This window comes from Streptomyces sp. NPDC006487 (assembly GCF_042870555.1).
Lineage (GTDB): Bacteria > Actinomycetota > Actinomycetes > Streptomycetales > Streptomycetaceae > Streptomyces.
On record NZ_JBIAHN010000021.1, the window covers coordinates 98,710 to 116,719 of the forward strand.

22 protein-coding genes and 1 pseudogene are annotated in these 18,010 nt (G+C 71.6%); 5 read left to right on the forward strand and 18 right to left on the reverse strand.

Annotated features, from left to right (window positions below; all coding sequences use genetic code 11):
- Positions 1-77: 77 nt before the first annotated feature.
- The 3 genes from ACFYM0_RS32435 to ACFYM0_RS32445 all read left to right on the forward strand — a co-directional run bounded on the left by ACFYM0_RS32435 (position 78) and on the right by ACFYM0_RS32445 (position 3,606).
- Positions 78-887 (forward strand): class I SAM-dependent methyltransferase, encoded by an 810-nt coding sequence (locus ACFYM0_RS32435; RefSeq protein WP_388507642.1) that lies wholly within the window; start codon positions 78-80, stop codon positions 885-887.
- 165 nt (positions 888-1,052) lie between these two features.
- On the forward strand, positions 1,053-2,102 hold the full coding sequence (locus ACFYM0_RS32440) for an NlpC/P60 family protein (protein ID WP_388507645.1): 1,050 nt from the start codon (positions 1,053-1,055) through the stop codon (positions 2,100-2,102).
- 262 nt (positions 2,103-2,364) lie between these two features.
- Positions 2,365-3,606, forward strand: a complete 1,242-nt coding sequence (locus ACFYM0_RS32445) for a PP2C family protein-serine/threonine phosphatase (protein WP_388507648.1) — start codon at positions 2,365-2,367, stop codon at positions 3,604-3,606.
- A gap of 36 nt (positions 3,607-3,642) precedes the next feature.
- Here the strand turns inward: ACFYM0_RS32445 and ACFYM0_RS32450 are convergent, their stop codons facing one another.
- The 4 genes from ACFYM0_RS32450 to ACFYM0_RS32465 all read right to left on the reverse strand — a co-directional run bounded on the left by ACFYM0_RS32450 (position 3,643) and on the right by ACFYM0_RS32465 (position 6,039).
- The gene (locus ACFYM0_RS32450; RefSeq protein ID WP_388507651.1) at positions 3,643-3,987 is read right to left on the reverse strand and encodes a DUF2516 family protein; all 345 of its coding nucleotides are present in this window, start codon (positions 3,985-3,987) and stop codon (positions 3,643-3,645) included.
- A 124-nt stretch (positions 3,988-4,111) separates the two neighbouring features.
- The gene (locus ACFYM0_RS32455) at positions 4,112-4,678 is read right to left on the reverse strand and encodes a hypothetical protein (protein ID WP_388507654.1); all 567 of its coding nucleotides are present in this window, start codon (positions 4,676-4,678) and stop codon (positions 4,112-4,114) included.
- Between the two features lie 47 nt (positions 4,679-4,725).
- On the reverse strand, positions 4,726-5,139 hold the full coding sequence (locus tag ACFYM0_RS32460; protein WP_388507657.1) for a helix-turn-helix domain-containing protein: 414 nt from the start codon (positions 5,137-5,139) through the stop codon (positions 4,726-4,728).
- A gap of 96 nt (positions 5,140-5,235) precedes the next feature.
- Positions 5,236-6,039 carry a LysR family transcriptional regulator gene (locus ACFYM0_RS32465; protein WP_388507801.1) on the reverse strand — a complete coding sequence of 268 codons (804 nt, stop codon included), beginning with the start codon at positions 6,037-6,039 and terminating at the stop codon, positions 5,236-5,238.
- 17 nt (positions 6,040-6,056) lie between these two features.
- Between ACFYM0_RS32465 and ACFYM0_RS32470 the strand changes: the two are divergent.
- Positions 6,057-6,533: pseudogene (locus ACFYM0_RS32470) on the forward strand (SDR family NAD(P)-dependent oxidoreductase); the annotation flags it as partial.
- A 53-nt stretch (positions 6,534-6,586) separates the two neighbouring features.
- On the opposite strand, the gene ACFYM0_RS32475 reads toward ACFYM0_RS32470, so the two are convergent.
- The 3 genes from ACFYM0_RS32475 to ACFYM0_RS32485 all read right to left on the reverse strand — a co-directional run bounded on the left by ACFYM0_RS32475 (position 6,587) and on the right by ACFYM0_RS32485 (position 9,360).
- Positions 6,587-7,348, reverse strand: a complete 762-nt coding sequence (locus tag ACFYM0_RS32475; protein WP_388507660.1) for a putative protein N(5)-glutamine methyltransferase — start codon at positions 7,346-7,348, stop codon at positions 6,587-6,589.
- Positions 7,349-7,424: 76 nt separating this feature from the next.
- Entirely contained in the window at positions 7,425-8,669 is a 1,245-nt protein-coding gene (locus tag ACFYM0_RS32480) for a GNAT family N-acetyltransferase (protein WP_388507663.1), read from the reverse strand.
- 73 nt (positions 8,670-8,742) lie between these two features.
- Positions 8,743-9,360, reverse strand: a complete 618-nt coding sequence (locus ACFYM0_RS32485; protein ID WP_388507666.1) for an AmfC protein — start codon at positions 9,358-9,360, stop codon at positions 8,743-8,745.
- Positions 9,361-9,492: 132 nt separating this feature from the next.
- Here ACFYM0_RS32485 and dtd point away from each other — a divergent pair, with 132 nt between their 5' ends.
- Positions 9,493-9,918 carry a D-aminoacyl-tRNA deacylase gene (dtd, locus tag ACFYM0_RS32490; RefSeq protein WP_388507668.1) on the forward strand — a complete coding sequence of 142 codons (426 nt, stop codon included), beginning with the start codon at positions 9,493-9,495 and terminating at the stop codon, positions 9,916-9,918.
- A gap of 46 nt (positions 9,919-9,964) precedes the next feature.
- Here dtd and ACFYM0_RS32495 read toward each other — a convergent pair whose 3' ends face one another.
- The 11 genes from ACFYM0_RS32495 to ACFYM0_RS32545 all read right to left on the reverse strand — a co-directional run bounded on the left by ACFYM0_RS32495 (position 9,965) and on the right by ACFYM0_RS32545 (position 18,005).
- On the reverse strand, positions 9,965-10,933 hold the full coding sequence (locus ACFYM0_RS32495; protein WP_388507671.1) for a YgfZ/GcvT domain-containing protein: 969 nt from the start codon (positions 10,931-10,933) through the stop codon (positions 9,965-9,967).
- 51 nt (positions 10,934-10,984) lie between these two features.
- A complete protein-coding gene (locus ACFYM0_RS32500; RefSeq protein WP_388507674.1) occupies positions 10,985-11,446 on the reverse strand; it encodes a Fur family transcriptional regulator in 462 nt (153 codons plus the stop codon).
- Between the two features lie 162 nt (positions 11,447-11,608).
- Positions 11,609-12,181 (reverse strand): FABP family protein, encoded by a 573-nt coding sequence (locus ACFYM0_RS32505; protein WP_250744595.1) that lies wholly within the window; start codon positions 12,179-12,181, stop codon positions 11,609-11,611.
- 317 nt (positions 12,182-12,498) lie between these two features.
- A complete protein-coding gene (locus ACFYM0_RS32510) occupies positions 12,499-13,452 on the reverse strand; it encodes a hypothetical protein (protein WP_388507678.1) in 954 nt (317 codons plus the stop codon).
- Positions 13,449-14,252, reverse strand: coding sequence for a hypothetical protein (locus ACFYM0_RS32515; protein WP_388507681.1), 804 nt, complete (start codon positions 14,250-14,252; stop codon positions 13,449-13,451). The genes ACFYM0_RS32510 and ACFYM0_RS32515 overlap by 4 nt, the downstream gene beginning before the upstream one ends.
- Complete coding sequence (locus ACFYM0_RS32520) at positions 14,249-15,016, reverse strand: hypothetical protein (protein ID WP_388507684.1); 768 nt, start codon at positions 15,014-15,016, stop codon at positions 14,249-14,251. Before ACFYM0_RS32520 ends, ACFYM0_RS32515 begins: the two co-directional genes overlap by 4 nt.
- Before the next feature lie 153 nt (positions 15,017-15,169).
- Positions 15,170-15,433: a DUF3099 domain-containing protein gene (locus tag ACFYM0_RS32525; RefSeq protein WP_388507687.1), complete on the reverse strand. Its 264-nt coding sequence runs from the start codon at positions 15,431-15,433 to the stop codon at positions 15,170-15,172.
- A 195-nt stretch (positions 15,434-15,628) separates the two neighbouring features.
- Positions 15,629-15,919 carry a DUF1416 domain-containing protein gene (locus tag ACFYM0_RS32530; protein ID WP_243339454.1) on the reverse strand — a complete coding sequence of 97 codons (291 nt, stop codon included), beginning with the start codon at positions 15,917-15,919 and terminating at the stop codon, positions 15,629-15,631.
- A gap of 101 nt (positions 15,920-16,020) precedes the next feature.
- Positions 16,021-16,866, reverse strand: coding sequence for a sulfurtransferase (locus ACFYM0_RS32535; protein ID WP_388507691.1), 846 nt, complete (start codon positions 16,864-16,866; stop codon positions 16,021-16,023).
- A gap of 177 nt (positions 16,867-17,043) precedes the next feature.
- Positions 17,044-17,133, reverse strand: a complete 90-nt coding sequence (locus ACFYM0_RS32540; protein WP_350875872.1) for an Ms5788A family Cys-rich leader peptide — start codon at positions 17,131-17,133, stop codon at positions 17,044-17,046.
- Positions 17,134-17,291: 158 nt separating this feature from the next.
- A complete protein-coding gene (locus ACFYM0_RS32545; RefSeq protein WP_388507694.1) occupies positions 17,292-18,005 on the reverse strand; it encodes a DUF2993 domain-containing protein in 714 nt (237 codons plus the stop codon).
- Positions 18,006-18,010 lie beyond the last annotated feature (5 nt).

An 18,010-nucleotide genomic window follows, 5' to 3' on the forward strand; every position in this document is an offset into this window, starting at 1 on the left:
GCATTCCGGGACGGGCGGATTTCCTGCTGCCGCGCCGGATTTTTATCGCGCGGGAACGCTCCGCTTACTCTCTGCACATGGCCTCCCGCTCCACCCCTCCCCCTCGTCGCCCCGTCGGCACGGTGACCCGCGGGACGACGAACCCGAACCGCCTGCGCCGCATGGACCGCTGGATCGCGGCGACGCACGGAGCGGCGCTGCGGCGCGCGGACGACCCCGTCGCGGTGGACCTCGGCTACGGGGCCGCGCCCTGGACCGCGGTGGAACTGCTGGCACGGCTGCGGGAGGCGGCCCCGCGGGTGCGGGTGGTCGGCATCGAGATCGAGCCGGCGCGGGTCGCGGGCGCGAAGCCGTACGAGCGGGAAGGCCTGAGCTTCCGGCACGGCGGCTTCGAGGTGCCGCTGGAGGGCGGGGTCCGGCCCGCGCTGATCCGGGCGGCGAACGTGCTGCGCCAGTACGACGAGGAGCAGGTCGAGGCGGTGTGGGAGCGGTTGTGTGCCCGGCTCGCTCCCGGCGGGCTGCTGGTGGAGGGGACCTGCGACGAGATCGGGCGGCGCCACGTCTGGGTCGCGCTGGGGCCCGAAGGGGCGCGCACGGTGACCTTCGCGACCCGGCTGGGCTCCCTGGAGCGCCCCTCGGACCTGGCGGAACGGCTGCCGAAGGCGCTGATCCACCGCAACGTGCCGGGCGAGCCGGTGCACGCGTTCCTGCGCGACTTCGACCGGGCGTGGGCGGCGGCGGCTCCGTTCGCCTCCTACGGGGCGCGGCAGCGCTGGATCCGGACGGCGCGGGCGCTGGCCGGGGAGTGGCCGCTGGTGGACGGGCCGGTGCGGTGGCGTCAGGGGGAACTGACGGTGCGGTGGGAAGCGTTGAGGCCTTCGGGGTGACGTCCCCGGGGTGACGGTGACCGCCGGGGCCAGGGGGGCCGCGGGGGCGATCGGGACGCATCGGAGGGATATCCACAAGGGTGTTGGAATTCACCGACTCGTGGCACCATCCCGAAGGCAATCACAAGTTACTGACGATTAATCAATCCTGTGTCTGGGGGGACCATGAGGAAACGACGACGGGGTTCGATCGCCCTCACTCTGCTCTGCGCGATGGCGCTGCTGTCCGCGCCCGGCGCGCTGGCCGGTACCGCCTTCGCTGCGCCGGAGCCCCAGCAGGGCAAGTCCCTGGAGCAGGTCCGCAAGGAAATAGAGGGTCTCTACCGCGAGGCGGGCGCCGCCACGGACGCCTTCAACCTCGCGGAGAGCGAGACCAAGACGCAGTCCGACAAGATCGTGGAGATCGCCAACCTGGTCCTCGCGGGCCAGGACCGCATCACCGCCCTGAAGGGCCGCGCGGGCGCCGCCGCCCGCGCCCAGTACCGCTCGGGCGGACTGCCGCCCGGCGCGCAGCTGGCCCTGAGCAACAACCCGACGCAGTTCCTCGACGGCAACGACCGGCTGCGCCAGGGCGAGAAGGCCACCTCGGACCTGCTCTCCGAACTGAACCGCACCCAGAGCGACTTGCAGCAGTACGCGAGGGATGCGAGCGCCCGCTGGGAGACCCTGGAAGCCAACCGGGTCAAGCAGGAAGCCGCGAAGAAGCAGGTCGAGGACAAGATCAAGGCGGCGGAGGAGCTCGAGAGCAAGCTGGAGGCCGAGCAGAAGGCCCGGCTGCTGGAGCTCGAGGCGGAAGCGCAGCGCAAGGCGCAGACCGACTGGCTGTCCACGGGCGCGATGACCGGCTCCGCGGGCGCCGCGGCCACCGACGCGGGCAAGCGGGCCGTGCAGTTCGCGGCCGCCCAGATGGGGAAGCCGTACGTGTGGGGCGCGGAGGGACCCGGTTCCTTCGACTGCTCCGGGCTGACCTCGCAGGCCTGGCTCGCGGCGGGCAAGAGGATCCCGCGCACCTCGCAGGAGCAGCTGCGGCTGCCGAAGGTCGCGGTCAAGGACATGCGGCCGGGCGACCTGATCATCTACTTCGGCGACGCGAGCCACGTCGGGATATACGTCGGGGACGGCGCGATGATCCACGCCCCCCGCCCCGGCCGCAACGTCACCATGGCGGGCGCGGGCTCCATGCCGATCAAGGCCGTGGTCAGGCCGGACGCGTAGCGACGGCCCCCTCACCGACAGGCAGCGGCTCCGCGCACGGCCCACCGCCAGGAAGGGCGCGCCGTCGGCGGCGGTACGTCTCGGTGGGCGGGATGTCATACCCCCGCGCCGTGACGTTGGTCATTCGCCGACGCGGACTTTCCCACCCGATAACGGCATATGCCGGAGCCCCGCGCCGGACCCGCCATTCCGCTTCCCTCGTCCCGCCGCTAGGGTCGCCGGACGAGCGAACCCCCGAGGGGGCGGGAAGGAACCGGAGACGATGCCCGTACCCGTACCGCGGCAGAGGGACATCCCGGGCACCGAGAGCGGACCGGGCGGCACGTCATCGCTCACCCTGCTGGTGATCGAGGACGACCCCGCCGGCGGCCTCACCGTCCCCGAGATCCTCGACGCCGACGGCCACCGCATCCGGCTGCGCAGCGCCCGCAACCTCACGGAGGCGGCCCGGCTGCTCACCCCCGACGTGAACTGCGTCCTGCTCGACCTCGCGCTCCCGCACGGCGGCGCGGGCTCCGGCGACGCCGCCGACCCGTTCGGCGCGCTGCGCGAGGTGCTCCGCATCGCCCCGCGGCACGCCGTCCTCGTGCTCACCTCCGAGGAGGACGCGGAGCGCGCCGCGGACGCCGTACGCGTGGGGGCCCAGGACTTCCTGTTCCGCGACGAGCTCGACGGGCGGCTGCTCAGCCGCGCCATCCGCTACGCGGTGGAGAGAAAACGGGCGGACATCGCCCAGTACAAGCTCGCAGAATCGAAACTTCGGGCCCAGGAGAACGCCCGCCTGGAGCGCGGACTGCTCCCGCACCCGCTCCTGGAGGGTTCCGACCTCCGTTTCGCGGCCCGCTACCGCCCCGGCCGCAGCCGCGCGCTCCTCGGCGGGGACTTCTACGACACCGTCCGCACCCCCGACGGCACCGTCCACGCGATGATCGGCGACGTCTGCGGCCACGGCCCGGACGAGGCCGCCCTCGGCGTCGAGCTGCGCATCGCCTGGCGGGCGCTGACCCTGGCCGGCCTGTGCGGCGACGACCTGCTCGCCACCCTCCAGGAGGTCCTCGAGGTCGAGCGCCCCTGCGAGGAGATCTTCGCGACGCTCTGCACGGTGGACATCGCCCCCGACGGCCGGCGCGCGGGCCTGTGCCTGGCGGGCCACCCGGCGCCGCTGATTTCCCGGCCGGGCCGCCCCGCGCGACTGCTCCCGTACGAGAACAGCGGTCCGGCGCTCGGCCTGCTGCCGCGGGCCCGCTGGCCGCGCCGCCAGGTGGAGCTGGGCGGCACGTGGAGCCTGATGCTCTACACCGACGGCCTGATCGAGGGCCGGATCGGCCAGGGCAAGGAACGGCTGGGACAGGACGGCATGGTCGACATGATCAACCGCCACCTGGCCGACGGGCTGAGCGGCGAAGGCCTGCTCGAAGCCTCCGTGACCGAGGCCCGCCGCCTCAACGGCGGGGAGCTGACGGACGACGTCGCCGTCGTCCTCCTCTCCCGCGCCGAGGGCTGAAGTCCAGGCCGCCGGCCGCGGGCTTCCGCCTGACGCCTAGCGTCCGCCGTTGTAGGGCCCGTACGGCCCGTCGCTGCTGCTACCGCCCCGCCGTCCACCACCGCCGCCGCCCGAGACCTGCTTGAGGGCGGGGCGCACGTCGACGAAGAACACGATGCTGGCGACCAGCCCGGCGATCTGCAGGAAGAGCATCCCGAGGAAGAAGTCCACGACCACGGTGATGCCGAGGATGACCAGCCAGAAGGTCTTGGTCTGCTTGCCGGCCGCCCGGTACGCGTCCTCGCGCGCCGTCAGTGCCAGCACGAAGGCCACCACGGCAAGCCCGAGCATGGCGAACCCGAGCAACGGGAGCACTCCTTCGTCGAACCCGTTCATCAACATCGCCTGACCGCCTTCTCACGCCTCGCTCGCCGGATTCCACCTGCCTCCACGCTACCGGCAGAGCCCCTTTCCCAAACCACAACGGACCGGACGCCCCGCGGGTGCCCGGTCCGCAGCGCGGATCTCAGCTCTCGTCGGCCGGCTGGGCGGCGGCCTTCTTGGCCGCGGCCTTACGAGCCGGAGCCTTCTTCGGCGCGGGCTCCGCGGTGGGCTCGGCGGCGGACTCCGCCACCGGCTCGGCGGCCTCCGGCTCCACGACCACGGCGATGTCGACGATCTCCTCGGAGACCTCGCCGCGCCATGCCCGTACGGTCTGCTCACCGTGCTCGGCGACCTTGTCGTAGGCCTCCTTGGCCTTGACCGCGTACTCGGCGGCCACGCCGACCCCGCGCAGCGCCAGGTCCTGGGCGGTTTCCCCGAGCTTCTTCGCGTCGATCGACCCGAACACCTCGGCGACGGTGGCGGTGACCGCCTCCTGCGCCTCCCTGGCCTTCTCCTTGGCCTTCTCCTGCACGGCCTTCGTGTCGGTGTTCTTCACGGCCTCGATGCGCGCGGGGGCCTCGGCGCGCAGCTGCTCGATCAGCCCGGGCACCTTCTTGGCCTGCTGCACGGCGAGGTCGGCGGTGCCGGCGGCGAAGTAGAGGGGGGTCGGGTCGGTGAGGGTCTTCTTCAGGTCATCGGCGATGGCCATGTGGTGGTCCTCCCGGATCACGGTCTCAGTTCGTGCTCAGTGCGTGCTCAGTGCGTATGCGTCTCGGCATCGCCACCACCACCGTCGGCAGCGGCTCCCGCTGCGGCCTCGGCCTCGGCGGCGTTCTCCTTGCGGAAGGAGGCGTAGATCTGGAGCAGCACCTGCTTCTGCTGCTCGCTGATGGACGGATCGGCGAGGATCACGGCCGTCGTCTCCACGGCGTCCCGGTCCCGCTCGTCCAGGATTCCGGCCTGCACGTACAGCGTCTCGGCGGAGATCCGCAGCGCCTTGGCGAGCTGCTGCAGGATGTCCGCGCTCGGCTTGCGCAGCCCGCGTTCGATCTGACTGAGGTACGGATTCGACACCCCCGCCGCATCGGCCAGCTGCCGCAGCGAAAGCTGCGCCTGCCGCCGCTGCTCGCGCAGGTACTCGCCGAGATTCCCGACGTTGAGCGATGCCATGACCCGATCCTGCCGCACCTTGCTAACTATTGCAAGCAGCTGCTTGCAATAACTCCCACTCCTGCGCGCACCCCCCGCGACGGGCAGCGATCACCGCTACAGACGTGTCGCCGTCCGGACGAGGTCGGCGACCGCTCTGGACCGGCTGTGCGGGGGCCAGGCGATGACGGTGGTGACCGCCGGCGCGTCCAGCACGGGCACGGTGGCGAGGTCATCGGGCAGCTGGGCCCGGCACGACTCCGGTGCGACCGCGCAGGCGCGGCCGAGCGCGACGAGCTGCAGCAACTGCGCCTGGTCGCGGACTTGTGGGCCGGGGCCGGGCGGGTAGGTGCCGTCGGGGTCGGGCCAGCGCGGCAGGGGCAGGCCGGGCAGGGCGGTGATGTCGGCCACGTGCACATGGGGGCGGACGGTGAGCGGGTGCCCGGCCGGCAGGACCACGACCTGGCCCTCCGTGCCGAGTTCCTCGGTGTGGAACCCGGCTGTCGAGTCGAACGGCCGGTGCAGCAGCGCCACGTCGGCCCGGCCCTCGCGCAGGAGCCGTTGCTGCTCCGCAGGGCCGCACAAGATGACGTCCACGGGAACCGCGCCGGGTTCGGCTGCGTACGCGTCGAGCAGTTCGGCCAGCAGTTCCCGGGACGCGCTGGCCTTCGTGACCAGGGCCAGGCCCGGCCGGCCGGCCGCGGAAAGGCCTGCGCGGCGGGTCCGGCGCTCGGCGGCGTCGACCGCGTCGAGGGCCGCCCGGCCCTCGGCCAACAGCACGGAGCCGGCCGCGGTCAGCGTGACGGCGCGGCTGGTCCGGTCCAGCAGTGCCGCCCCGAGCCGGCGTTCGAGCTGCTGGATCGCCCGCGACAGAGGCGGCTGCGCGATCCCGAGCCGCTGCGCGGCCCGCCCGAAGTGCAGCTCCTCGGCGACGGCGACGAAACAACGCCGCCATCACCGGCGGGATGCCACAGGAGCCCACCCGGGTCGATCCCGCCACCATCCGGACGGTCGTGGAGACCAACGTGATCGGCGCCGTGCGCGTCACCAATGCGATGCTGCCGCTGCTGCGCCGCTCCGCCTCGCCGCGGATCGTGAACATGTCCAGCAGTGTCGGATCCCTCGCCCGGCAGTCAGGACCCGCCCCCGAGCAGACGGCAGGTCCGGTGTCCGTGGCGTACGCGCCGTCGAAGGCGTTCCTGAACGCCGTCACCCTCCAGTACGCCCGGGAGCTGAGCGGCACGAACATCCTGATCAATGCCGGCTGCCCCGGGTATGTCGCGACCGACCTCAACGGCTTCCGCGGCGTGCGCACCCCCGAACAGGGTGCGGCGATCGCCATCCAGCTCGCGACCCTGGCGGACGGCGGCCCGACCGGCAGGTTCTTCGACGACGCCGGCGTGGTGCCCTGGTGATGCGCACGGCGGTCATCGGGCCGCAGACGCGGCCAGGGACCTGTCCGCCCCGGCTACGGCGCCGTCGCGATGACCACCGTCGCGTAGTACTCCTCGGAGGTCGCGGCGCGGACCGACAGGCCGGCCGCCGTCAGGGCCGCGGCTGTGACGGGGGCCTGGCGGGCGCTCGTTTCGATCAGCAGGCTGCCGCCCGGTGCGAGCCAGGGCGGGGCGCCGGCGGCCACCCGGCGGTGGACGTCCAGGCCGTCCGTCCCGCCGTCCAGGGAGACGGGCGGTTCGTGGTCGCGGGCCTCCGCCGGCAGCAGGGCGATCTCCCCGGTCGGGACGTACGGGGCGTTGACCACCAGGACGTCGACCCGGCCCCGGAGCCCGGCGGGCAGGGGTGAGTAGAGGTCGCCCTCCCACACCCGGCCGCCGTACGGGGCCACGTTGCGCCGGGCGTAGGCGAGTGCGGCCGGGTCGATGTCCGCCGCGTGCAGTTCGGCTCCCGGCACCTGCGCGGCCACGGCGGCGCCGAGCGCGCCCACCCCGCAGCACAGGTCCACCACCACGGCGCCGGGCCGGGCGGCCTCCACCGCCTCCCGCGCGAGGAACTCGCTGCGCCGGCGCGGCACGAAGGCCCCCTCGCCGACCGCCATCCGCAGCCCGCAGAACTCCGCCCAGCCGATGACGTGTTCCAGCGGTTCGCCCGCCACCCGCCGGGCCAGCAGCCCCTCCAGGTGCCCCGCGTCCTCGGCGGCGGCCTCCAACAGCTCCGCCTCCTCCTCCGCGAAGACGCAGCCGGCCGCCCGCAGGGTTTCCACCAGTGTCGCCACGTACCTCAGTCCTCGTGTTTCCCGTTGCAGTTCCGGTGCCGGCACCGGTTCCGGCACCGGTTTCCGGTTCGCCCGCTCAGAAGATGTCCGGGCACCACGGCCGCCGGGCCGTGCGGAACACCGCGTCCGCGAGCGCGAGCGCCCCGGGGCGCTCCTGCGTGATCGCGCCGAGCGCCGCCAGCCGCACCGCCGACTCGTCGCCCAGGTACAGCGCCCCCAGTGTGCCCACGTCCAGGCGCAGATCGGCGGGCTCCTCCGTGCGCACGCAGTCCCCCTTGCCCGCGTCGAGCCGGTAGCGCCCGCCCGCCGGCCCCGACGGGTCCGCGACCTCCAGGACGAGGACCCCGGGGACGGCGTACGTCCGCGCGCCGAGGGCCCGTTCGACGTCCAGCAGCCGCACCCACAGCCAGTCCGCCGAGGTCACCGTCCGGGCGGCGCGCGGGTCGGGCAGCAGCCGGGTGACGAGGTCGTCGGGGGCGCGGTAGCCGGTGCGGACCTTCACCACCCAGTCGATGGAACACAGGAACCGCCACAGCGCCCGCTCCGCCTCCGGGGTGACGGCGAGCAACTGCCGTACCTGCACGGTGTTCTGCGGCACCTTGGCATCGGTCCAGTGGTCGTCGGCGGTGTACCGGACCAGGCCGGCCACCTCGCCCCGCGCGGTGCGGTACACGGCGTGGAACGACGGCGTGTACGGGTTGTGGGACATCGTTTCCACACCCGTGGTCACCCGCCACCAGCGGGCGTCGCGGCTCACCGCGCCGGGCGTGGCGGCCCGCACCCGCTCGTGCAGGGCCGGGCCCAGCTCCCGCACCTCGGCCTCGTCCACGAGGTCGATCCTTCCGCCGTCGCCGCAGACGCCGGCGCGCGGGTCGAGTCCGGTGCGCGGTACGTCGATCTCCCACTCCGAGGCGGAGGTGGCGGGCCCGTACCCGTACCGCCCGTAGATCGGATACTCGGCGGCGATCAGCGTCGACACCACGTCGCCGCGCGCGTGGGCGGCGGCCAGCTCGGCGGCCATCATCCGGGTCAGCAGACCCTGCCTGCGGTGCGTGGGCGACACGGTCACGTTCGTGACGGCGCTCGACGGGACGAACTCCCCTCCGGGCACGGTCAGTTCCTGCGCGAAGGACCGGAAGGTCGCCACGCACCGCCCGGTGTCCGTGTCGAACCCGCCCTGGGCCCGGGCGCAGTCGACGTGCCCGGCCGCCTGTGCGTGGTCCTCGGCCGTGGGATGCTTCGCGTTCAGGAAACCGGTCTGCTGGGCACGCAGCCACTCGGGAAGCTCGGATGCGGCGATCGGCCGGACGTCAGCGCTCATAGCCACCCACGCTAATCGGCCCGGCCCGCCCCCGTCGCCCGTATTTTCCGCGGGCGCCGCACCCCCCGCCCCCTCAGGCCAGCAGGTCGTCCACCTGGGCCTCGCCCTCCCGGTAGCGCCGGGTGATCTCCGCACTGCAGTCGTCGGCCGTGCGCTGGAGCTGCTGGCGGCGCCGCGAGACCTGCTGCTCGTAGCGCACCAACCGGCCCATGCCCTCGTGGAGTTCCGCGTCCGTGCGCGCTCCCAGGTCCGACAGCTCCACGTCGGAGAGCATCTCGGCCGCCAGCAGCCGGTACTCCTCCCCGTGCGGGGTGCCGAGCGTGACGTGCCGGGCGGAGGCGCTGCGGCTGGAGGGGGCGTCCGCGAGGATCTCCGAGAGCCGGTCCACCACCGGCGCCTCGGGGTCCGTACGCCGGGCGAGCTCGGCGCGCAGGATGTCGATGCGGCCCTGGAGCAGCCGGCGCACGTAGCTCAGGTCGGCCTCGTCGCGCTGCGCGTCGCGGCGCAGCCCGCGCAGCTCCGGCAGGCCGAGCGCGGTGGCCGGCGTCGGCGGGGCGTCCGCGGTCCCGGTCCGCTGCGCGGGCGGGCGCGGCGCCGAGGTCTCGGCGGACACCGCTGGTGCGACGGGCGCGCCGGATCCCACGGTTCCGATGGGCGCAGAAGCAGGTGCGGAGGTACCAGAAGTATTCATGCGTTCGTGTCCGTCCCCTCGACCGGTGCTGGGGGCACCGCCTGCGTGCATCGTGCCACTCCCCGTGGTACCGACGCAGTCCCACTCCACCCGATCGGCCCCGGACGGGTGCAAGCCTGGTACACAGGTGTTATGCGAGCAGTGGTGCAGAGGGTGGACGGCGCGAGCGTCGTGGTGGCCGGCGAGACCGTCGGGGAGATCGTCGGGGAGGGGCTGTGCGTGCTCGTGGGGGTGACCCACGACGACACCCCGGAGAAGGCGGAGCTGCTGGCGCGCAAGCTCTGGTCCGTGCGGATCCTGGAGGCCGAGAAGTCCTGCAGCGACGTGGACGCGCCACTGCTGGTGATCTCCCAGTTCACCCTCTACGGAGACGCCCGCAAGGGCCGCCGCCCCACGTGGAACGCGGCCGCCGGCGGGGACTTCGCCGAGCCGCTCGTGGACGCGGTCGTGGCGCAGCTGCGGGCGCTGGGCGCGACGGTGGAGACGGGCCGGTTCGGCGCGGACATGCGGGTCTCGCTGACCAACCACGGCCCGTTCACCATCGTCATCGACATCTAGACCGACGTCCGGACGGACGCCTGGACCGACGTCCGGCGCGCGGCGGTCACGGCTCTACGACGACCTCCTGCGCGGCGGCGGTCTTGCCCACCAGCAGCGGGGCGTCCACCGGAACGTTCCGCTTGACCAGCGCGAGCGCGATCGGGCCCAGCTCGTGGTGGCGGACCGAAGTGGTCACGAAGCCCAGCTGGCGGCCCTCCTCCCCGTCCGCGGCCAGCCGTACGGGCGTGCCGTGCGCGGGGAGCAGCACATCGGAGCCGTCCAGGTGCAGGAAGACCAGCCGGCGCGGCGGCTTCCCCAGGTTGTGGACGCGGGCCACCGTCTCCTGGCCGCGGTAGCAGCCCTTCTGCAGGTGCACCGCGGTGCCGATCCAGCCCAGCTCGTGCGGGATGGTGCGGTGGTCGGTCTCCAGACCGAGCCGCGGCCGGTGCGCCTCGACGCGCAGGGCCTCGTACGCGAGCAGCCCGGCGGCCGGGCCGTGAGAAGCGGCGAAGGCCTCCAGCCCGTCGCGCGGCAGGAACACGTCGCGGCCGTACGGGGTCTCGCGTACGGCGAGTTCCTTGGGAACCTCGGCGATGGAGCCGGCCGGGAGGTGCACGACGGCGAACTCGGCGGTGCGGTCGGCGACTTCCACGCGGTAGAAGAAGATCATCGACTCCAGGTAGGCGATCAGCGCCTCCTGGGTGCCGGGCTCGACGTGCATCCACATCGTCTCACCGTCGTCGACGAGGTAGAGCGCGTGCTCGATGTGGCCGTTCGCGGAGAGGATCAGCGCCTCGGTGGCCTCGCCGGCCGGGAGCGCGGTGACGTGCTGAGTGATCAGCAGGTGCAGCCAGCTCAGCCGGTCCGAGCCGGTGACGGTGACGACCCCGCGGTGGGAGAGGTCGACGAAGCCGCGGCCGTCGGCGAGTGTGCGCTGTTCTCCGTACAGCTCTCCGTAGTGGGCGGCGACGCCCTCGTCGCGGCCTTCGGCCTGTACGGCGCCGGGGAGATGGAGCAAGGGGCTGCTGGTCATGGCACCAGCCTACGACCCTGCCCCGGGCAGTCCTAGTGCTGCCCGGCGGCGCTAGTGCTGCTTGGCGGCGCAGGTCTTGCAGCGGCCGAAGATCGCGAAGTGCTTCATGTCGGTCTCGAAGCCGAAGGTGTCGCGGAGCTTGGACGTGAACTCGGCGGCGATGTCCACGTCCGCCTCGATGACCTCGGTGCAGTCGCGGCAGACCAGGTGGATGTGGTGGTGCCGGTTGGCGAGGTGGTAGGTGGGGGCCCCGTGCCCGAGGTGGGCGTGCGAGACGAGCTTCAGCTCCTCCAGGAGCTCCAGCGTGCGGTAGACCGTGGAGATGTTGACCCCGGAGGCCGTCTTGCGGACCTCTACGAGGATCTCGTCCGGGGTGGCGTGCTCCAGGGCGTCCACTGCTTCCAGCACGAGCTGGCGCTGCGGGGTCAGGCGGTATCCGCGCTGGCGCAGGTCGCTCTTCCAGTCGCCGCTGTCGGCGGCGGCGAGGTTCTCGGTGCTGTCGGTGGTCACCACCCGGCCAGTGTAGGCCTCGGGCCCGCGCGAGGGGAGCGGGGAGAGCGGGGAGAGCGTGCGGGAAGCAGGAAGCCCCCGGCGGCCAAAGCTGCCGGGGGCTCCTGCGCGTACACGTACGGCCTCGCTCGGCCTGCGGGCCTGCGGGCCTGCGGCCGGGCCGGCCTAGCGGAAGAAGGCGATGCCGTCGTCCGGCATGTCCGGAAGGTTGCGCGCCATCTCCGCGACCTCCTCGGGCGTGACGACCTTCTTCAGCTGGGCCGACATGTAGGGGCGCAGCTCCACCTCGGGGGTGGCCTTCTCGCCGACCCACATCAGGTCGCTCTTCACGTAGCCGTAGAGCCGCTTGCCACCGCTGTACGGGCCGGAGGCCGCGGTGCGGGCGACCGCGTCGGTGACGACGTCGATCTGCGGCTTCTTGTCGGCGAGCTCGCCGTACCAGACCTCGACGACGCCCTGGTCGCGGACCATGACGATCTCGACCTTGCGGTCCTTGTCGATGCGCCAGTAGCCCGACTCGGACTCCAGCGGCCGCACCTTGTTGCCCTCGGCGTCGAGCACCCAGGTGTGCGAGGTGTACTCCAGGAAGTCCCGGCCGTCGTGGCTGAAGACGACTTCCTGGCCGAAGTTGCACTTCTCCTCACCGGGGAAGTCGAAGACGCCTGCGCCCTCCCAGTTGCCGAGGAGGAAGGCGAGGGGAACGAGACCCGGGTTCAGGTCGGACGGGATCTGGATCATGAATGGCTGCTCAGCTCAGGCGATCTGTGGGAGGGATTCCGGTTTCCGGGGCGGTCGGCGGCAGATCCGAGGGGATCAGCGCTGGCCCTGGTACAGCTTCTTCACGGCCAGGACGGAGAAGGCGAGGACGCCGACGCAGACCAGGACCAGCAGGGAGGTGAAGACTGCCTCAAGCACGGGGTGCTCCTCGGAGTGTTAAGGGTGGCGTTACGGGGCCGGTCCCCAAGCCTACTGGCCTGGGGACCGGGGCACCGTGTGAGGTAGCCCGTACGACGCGCTCCCCTGTACCGCGCTCCCCCGTACCGCGCTGCCGCGCTCTAGCCGAGCAGCTGGTGCTGGAGGATCACCGTCTGGTGGAAGGGCACGCTCGCCACCTCGCCCTTGCGGGTCTGCAGGACGAGGGCCTGGATGTCGCCGGACTGGATGCAGCCCAGCTTCGTCTGCTCGTCGCCCGTGGGCTCGGGCTCCTGGTAGAGGATGACGTCGCTGGTGTTGCCCTGGGTGCTGTACCCGGAGGTCCGGGCCCCCAGCGGGTGCCGCTGCGAGGACTTGGCATTGCGCCAGACCGTGTCGGGCTCCAGCCTCGCGACGCCGTCGAGGCTGGTGTCGGCGCCGCAGCCCTTGAAGGCGACCAGGAAATCGGGCGAGTGGAAGCGCAGCAGGTAGACCCGGGTACGGGTGCCGTCCGGGGTGGTCCACCCGCGCGCGACGACCTGCCGCAGTCCTTCGTTCTCGAACTGCTCCTTCAGCTTCTCGCGGGCGGTGGCCTCGTACTCCTCCAGGAATGTGTCAACTTTCACCACCCCGTCCTTCTCCAGCTTCAGCGTGGAGTCGGGGGCCGAGCCGGTGGGAGCCGGCACGAGCAGTTCGGTGAGACCCGCGTAGTGGATGCCGCCCGGGTTGTCCTCGGCGAACGGCAGGGCGGCGCCCGGCGGCAGCGTCGGCTTGGTCAGCGCCGGGAACGTCCAGCGGCCGTCGGCCTTGGTGGACAGGCCCGGGACGTCGGTGCGCTCCGGCTGGGTCACCCCGTACGCGACACCCGTGCCGACGGCGGCGAAGACGAGTACGGCGGCGGTCCAGCGCAGCGCCGCGAACAGCTTGCGGCGGTCCTTGGGCGCGGCCGGGACCTCCGGGGCCGCGAAGGGATTGGCCGCGAGCGGGTCCGCGGCGAACGCGACGGCCGCGGCCGTCGCCTGCTCGTCCGCGGCGGACCGGGGCGCGGAGTCCTCTAGGAGCTCCGGCACGGCTCCGGTGGTGTTCTGCTCGGTCACGCGGACTCCCCGGGGGACTTCAGGTGGTTCATCTGGTTCTGGAAGAGCGCGACGGCGGCGGCGGTGGCGAAGGGCTTGGGCCCGTACGCGCGGAAGGTGACCATCACGTCGCCCTCGACGGCCACGCAGTCGAGGGAGTCGATCTTTTCCTTCTTCTTCTCGCCGATCGCCTCCAGCGAGCACTTGGCGTCCGGGAACCCGTCCACCTTCGGCGCCTGCCTGCCGTCGCCCTGGAAGTCGAGGAACTTCTTGCCGACCTCCGAGAAGGCGCCCACGGCCTTCGGGTCGGCCTGCATGATGCGGATCTCGGCGAACCAGCTGGTCCGCTCGTTCACGTAGCTGCGCCCCGCCAGCCCCTTGAGCTTCAGGTTGGCCAGCATCTTGTCGCGGTCCTTGCGCTGGGCGCTGGTCAGGCCGCTGCGGGTCTCCTTGAAGCCCTCCACGGCCTTCTCGCCGGAGACGAAGAAGTTGTTGCCGTCCTCCTCCAGGTCCGGACCCAGGACGAATCCCGCCGGAATCGGCAGCAGTTTGCCCAGGAGGGCGTTCGCCGGCACGGAGCCGGGCTCTTCGCGCTTCGCGAGCTCCTCACCGAGGGGGGCCCAGTAGGCGGTGGGCGCGTCCCGGTCGGCGTCCGCGACGGCGGAGGACGCCCAGACGCCGCCGCCCACGAGCACCGCGGCGGCCGCGCCGCCGGCGATCAGGGCGACCGCCTTGCGGTTGACCTTGCGCGCGGGCTTCGCGGGCGCCGGGGCCGGCGTCTCTTCCCGAGCCGCCGTCACGTCGGTCTGCGGCTCGGTCACAGTCGCTCCAGCTGTCGCTTGGCCAGGTCCACGACATCGCCTTCGCTGACCTTGCCGCGGTTGTTCGTGTAGTGGATGTCGAGCACGATGTCGCCCCGCCGGGCAATGGCGCGGGCTCCGCGCATCGGGAGGTAGCCCGCCTTCTCCTCGGCCTTGGAGTCCACCCACACGCGCCCGAGGTCCGAAGGAAGACCCGGAATGAGAACGCCGCTGTTGCCCGCGTACTCCTCCTCGGGCATGTACGCGGACTGGTCGGTCTGGTAGCTGTCCGCTCCGGAGCGATCGTTGAACTGGATCAGACGCACGTCGACGAAGGTCGTGTCGTTCACCGCCCAGCCCACCGACGCGATCCGCCGGATGTTCTCTTCGGCGAGGTAGCTCAGCTGACTGTCCGGCCTCTTGAAGAAGGTCGCGAAGTATTCGATGGGCTCGTAGCCCGCCGCCTCGACCTTCGCCCCGCCCGGCGCCTCGATCAGCAGCTTCGCCAGGTCGTCGTCCGTCTTGTGCCAGCGGTGCGCGTTGATCGTCTTGTGCGTGGTGGTGTCGTCGGGCGCGAGCGCCTTCGGCGCCACCAGGTCCGCCTGCGCCAGCGGCGCCAGCGGCGTCGGTTCCCGGTCGTACTGGATCGCGTAACCGGTGATCGTGCCCGCCAGTACGCCGAGGACGACGGCGCCCGCGATCAGGAGGGCGGTTCGGCCGCCGCGACGGCGTGGGGGACCGGCCTGAGCGGCGTCCGGAGTGCCCGGTTCCGGGTCACTCTCCACCCCTTTCCGCTGCTCAGGGATGGTCTGTTCGTGTTCCAAGGGAGGTCCCCCCGCAGGGCTTCGATCGCGGGCCGATTGACCGCGTACAGAGAGGACACACTGCCTCGGGGGGATGTTGTACTCATGCTTATTACGGTTTTATATCGACGGGTTTCAATCCTCGCGATGCGGCTTTCCGTCCAGTTCGTCCCACCACTCGTCGGACTTCCGGTCACCCGAGGGGTCGTCCCACCAGCGGTCGTCCGGGCCGCGCCGGTTGGCGACCATCGCGGCGACGGGCGGAATGACCATCGCGACCACGCACATCGCCACGGCCGCCTCGACGGACCACAGGCGCACGAAGGACCAGGCGGAGACGAAGAGGAACAGACATCCGCCCATGAGCAGGAAGTAGGCGCGCCGGCGCCGGGCGTACATACCTCCAGGGTAGAGCTGGAGGCGAACGCCGCGAAGACCTGCGACCCGATGGCGTCCAACCAGGGGTGACGCGGCTTGCCGCCCTGTGCCCCAAGAACGAACCGAAGGGCCGCACCCCGGAACAGTGGCGTCCAACCCCCGGGGGTGCGGCCCTTCGGCCGGTCATGCGGTCATACGTTCACACAGGTGCGGTGCTCAGACCGCGATCGCCACGTCCGTGACGCCGCCGGACTCGACGACGACCACGGCGCGGTCCGCCTGGGCGCCGGGCACGAGGGCGCGCAGCGTCCAGGAGCCCTCGGCCGCGTAGAAGCGGAACTGGCCGGTGGCCGAGGTCGGGACCTCGGCGGTGAACTCGCCGGTCGAGTCCAGCAGACGGACGTAGCCGCTGATGGGCTCGCCGTCCTTGGTGACCTGGCCCTGGATGGCCGTCTCACCGGGCTTCAGCGTCGAGAGGTCGGGCCCGCCGATCTTTGCTCCACACATGTTCTCTGTCCTGTCCTAGAGAGGTATGACTACGGGCGTCGCATGCCCGGAATGCCTGTTTGCCCGGAAGGCTGGATACCCGGAACGCCGGGTACCCGGACCTACTTGTTGGCGCCGAGCTCGATCGGCACGCCGACCAGGGAGCCGTACTCGGTCCACGAGCCGTCGTAGTTCTTGACGTTCTCCTGGCCCAGGAGCTCGTGCAGCACGAACCAGGTGAGCGCGGAGCGCTCACCGATGCGGCAGTAGGCGATGGTGTCCTTCGCCAGGTCGACCTGCTCGGCCTGGTAGAGGGCCGTCAGCTCTTCGTCCGACTTGAAGGTGCCGTCGTCGTTGGCGTTCTTCGACCACGGGATGTTGCGGGCGCTCGGGATGTGACCCGGACGCTGCGACTGCTCCTGCGGGAGGTGCGCCGGCGCGAGCAGCTTGCCCGAGAACTCGTCGGGCGAGCGGACGTCGACCAGGTTCTTGGTGCCGATCGCGGCGACCGCGTCGTCACGGAAGGCGCGGATCGAGGTGTCCTGGGCCTTGGCCTTGTACTCGGTGGCCGGGCGGCTGGGGACATCGGTGCCGTCGACCAGGTCGCGGGAGTCGAGCTCCCACTTCTTGCGGCCGCCGTCGAGCAGGCGGACGTCCTGGTGGCCGTAGAGCTTGAAGTACCAGTAGGCGTAGGACGCGAACCAGTTGTTGTTGCCGCCGTAGAGGACGACGGTGTCGTCGTTGGAGATGCCCTTGGCGGAGAGGAGCTTCTCGAAGCCCTCCTGGTCCACGAAGTCGCGGCGGACCGGGTCCTGGAGGTCGCTCTTCCAGTCGATCCGGACGGCGTTGGTGATGTGGTTCTTGTCGTACGCGGACGTGTCCTCGTCCACCTCGACGATGACGACGTTCGCGTCGTTCAGGTGGGCCTCGACCCAGTCGGCGTCTACAAGGACGTCGCTGCGGCTCATGGTGTTCTCCTCCGGGGCAGTGTGCGGCGGGGTGGTGCTGATGGCGCGGGGTGCGTGCGTCCGGGTGCGCTCGCGGGATCCTGATGCGGGGAGGCTTCAGGAGGGCGCGGGGCAGAGGTGGTCACACGGGAAAGCGGAAGGCCGTCGTCCGGCTATGGAGCGGGATGCGCTCACACGTCACATGGATCGACAGAGCATGGCGGCGACGCGACACAGGTCTACTGCCCGTCGCTTCGTGAGGTCCGCCTGCTGATGCTTCATAGCCATGGATCGTAGGGACGAATCGGCCGCCCTGTCACCGCCGTGTCATATTTCGAGACGCGATCGTCCGAATAGTGGGATCGGTGCTCTTGTGGATCTCCGGGCGCCGGGCGTACGGAGCCCCGTACGGCCCTCCCATCTGCGGGTCGGACCCACCCGTCTCACTATCCGGCCAAAGCCAGATTCTTACCGCCCAGGGTGAGCACCACACCGGATTCGTCCGAGGTCAGCTCCGTCAGCCGGACCCCCGACGGCAGACCGCCGTCGATCCGCCGGTCGAAGTCGGTCTTCCTGCGGACCACGGCCTCGATCCCGGGGAGACCCTCACCCGGCACCTCGTCGGCCCGGACCCGGACGATCGTCGAGCCCTTCCCGTCGCCGGAGTCGACGAGGGAGACCGTCGAGACCACGCTGCGGCTGAGGGTCCTGCCGAGGAACTCCACGCTCGCGGTCACCTTCAGCTTGCCCGGCGCCCCGCCGTAGGCGACCGTCACCCCGGGCTGGGCGGCCGCGGTCAGATCGGCGTACGTGACGAGGGCCGAGCCCTTGGCGGACCGGGCGGTGCCGCCGTCGTAGTCGCCGTTCAGCTCCACGCCGCGGAAGGCGACCCGCAGCCGGGACAGGTGCGTCGTACGGCCCTCCGCGGTCGCCACGTCGACGCCGGCCACCTTCAGGTCGACCTGGTCGAGGTCACGGGAGAGCAGCTGGGTCAGGAAGGGGAACCCGTGGACGTCCGCCTCCACTCCGGACAGCCCCTGCCTGGCCTGGATCCGGTCCGCCAGCCGGTTCTCGGCGTAGCCGGCGGCCCAGCGGTCCAGGCCGACGAACAGGCCACCGAGGACCACTCCGATGATCACAACGACACGCAGGACACGCACGTGCC

What these genes read in the sequence shown, in the direction of transcription:
- ACFYM0_RS32485 (WP_388507666.1), bottom strand. Translation starts at nt 9,360, where the DNA reads ATGAATACTTCTGGTACCTCCGCACCTGCTTCTGCGCCCATCGGAACC.
- ACFYM0_RS32525 (WP_388507687.1), bottom strand. Translation starts at nt 15,433, where the DNA reads ATGTACGCCCGGCGCCGGCGCGCCTACTTCCTGCTCATGGGCGGATGT.
- ACFYM0_RS32530 (WP_243339454.1), bottom strand. Translation starts at nt 15,919, where the DNA reads ATGTGTGGAGCAAAGATCGGCGGGCCCGACCTCTCGACGCTGAAGCCC.
- ACFYM0_RS32480 (WP_388507663.1), bottom strand. Translation starts at nt 8,669, where the DNA reads ATGAGCGCTGACGTCCGGCCGATCGCCGCATCCGAGCTTCCCGAGTGG.
- dtd (WP_388507668.1), top strand. Translation starts at nt 9,493, where the DNA reads ATGCGAGCAGTGGTGCAGAGGGTGGACGGCGCGAGCGTCGTGGTGGCC.
- ACFYM0_RS32505 (WP_250744595.1), bottom strand. Translation starts at nt 12,181, where the DNA reads ATGATCCAGATCCCGTCCGACCTGAACCCGGGTCTCGTTCCCCTCGCC.
- ACFYM0_RS32445 (WP_388507648.1), top strand. Translation starts at nt 2,365, where the DNA reads ATGCCCGTACCCGTACCGCGGCAGAGGGACATCCCGGGCACCGAGAGC.
- ACFYM0_RS32455 (WP_388507654.1), bottom strand. Translation starts at nt 4,678, where the DNA reads ATGGCCATCGCCGATGACCTGAAGAAGACCCTCACCGACCCGACCCCC.
- ACFYM0_RS32440 (WP_388507645.1), top strand. Translation starts at nt 1,053, where the DNA reads ATGAGGAAACGACGACGGGGTTCGATCGCCCTCACTCTGCTCTGCGCG.
- ACFYM0_RS32540 (WP_350875872.1), bottom strand. Translation starts at nt 17,133, where the DNA reads ATGGCTATGAAGCATCAGCAGGCGGACCTCACGAAGCGACGGGCAGTA.
- ACFYM0_RS32435 (WP_388507642.1), top strand. Translation starts at nt 78, where the DNA reads ATGGCCTCCCGCTCCACCCCTCCCCCTCGTCGCCCCGTCGGCACGGTG.
- ACFYM0_RS32495 (WP_388507671.1), bottom strand. Translation starts at nt 10,933, where the DNA reads ATGACCAGCAGCCCCTTGCTCCATCTCCCCGGCGCCGTACAGGCCGAA.
- ACFYM0_RS32535 (WP_388507691.1), bottom strand. Translation starts at nt 16,866, where the DNA reads ATGAGCCGCAGCGACGTCCTTGTAGACGCCGACTGGGTCGAGGCCCAC.
- ACFYM0_RS32460 (WP_388507657.1), bottom strand. Translation starts at nt 5,139, where the DNA reads ATGGCATCGCTCAACGTCGGGAATCTCGGCGAGTACCTGCGCGAGCAG.
- ACFYM0_RS32450 (WP_388507651.1), bottom strand. Translation starts at nt 3,987, where the DNA reads ATGTTGATGAACGGGTTCGACGAAGGAGTGCTCCCGTTGCTCGGGTTC.